The following is a 245-nucleotide window of genomic DNA, read 5'->3' as shown; positions in this document are numbered from 1 at the left end:
GGGCGGCTACCCGGTCAAGCTCGAAGACGAAACGATCGAACAGGTCAAGTCGCTCGACGGCGTGTTCTCGTTCGAAGTCTATATGTCGCTGTCGTGCCAGAACTGCCCGGAAGTCGTGCAGTCGATCAACGCGATGGCGGCCCTCAACCCGAATGTGAAGATCGTCACGATCGACGGCGCGCTGTTCCAGGGCGAAGTCGAGAAGCGCCAGATCATGGCCGTGCCGACCATCTACCTGAACGGCG

At 60.4% G+C, this 245-nt stretch carries 1 protein-coding gene; it reads left to right on the top strand.

Translation table 11 applies throughout. The annotated features are described in order from the left end of the window. On the top strand, window positions 1-245 hold a 245-nt coding region (locus SB751_RS34230; RefSeq protein WP_410749525.1), incomplete at both ends, for a thioredoxin family protein.

Origin of the sequence: Cupriavidus sp. SIMBA_020, assembly GCF_046535395.1 — a bacterium.
GTDB classification, from domain to species: Bacteria; Pseudomonadota; Gammaproteobacteria; order Burkholderiales; family Burkholderiaceae; genus Cupriavidus; species Cupriavidus campinensis.
Note: the sequence above shows the minus strand (reverse complement) of the source record. Positions and strands in the feature narration are given on the sequence as shown.